The sequence below is a fragment of the Alkalibacterium sp. s-m-28 genome, from assembly GCF_054658175.1.
Genome location: NZ_BAAGIQ010000305.1, coordinates 1 through 372, shown reverse-complemented (window position 1 = coordinate 372; position 372 = coordinate 1). Strand labels below are relative to the sequence as shown.

The 372-nt window shown below is 41.1% G+C and carries 1 protein-coding gene; it reads right to left on the bottom strand.

Features of this window, described 5'->3' with window-relative positions:
* The coding region (locus ACYQ4S_RS12440; protein ID WP_459771489.1) for a transposase at positions 1-372 on the bottom strand (372 nt) is incomplete at both ends.

Here is a 372-nt window from a genome sequence, read left to right as displayed (position 1 = left end):
CGAGCTGCAGGTAGGATTTACAGTATTTAAAGAACGTTTCAATGTCCCACCGTTTGCCATATAAACGAATAATTTCTTCATTTTCCAGTTCAGTGTCGGTAGAAAGTAACGCTAACCAATTACGCTTACCTTTACTATTGCGGTTTTTAACAAATATAATTTTGGCATGAATCTCATCACCCTTATCATTTAGCCCAAGGCTAACGATTGCTTCTGCTTTGATAATGGCGCGTCCCCGTTTTTTCTTCAAATGGGCATAGAGCTCTTTAAGGGTATAGCGCTGTCCTTGATAGCCGTAGGTTGCACGCATGGGTTTGATCATGCAGATGACCTGTAAGGGATAGTCTGTTACAACTTGCTTAATGACTGCAG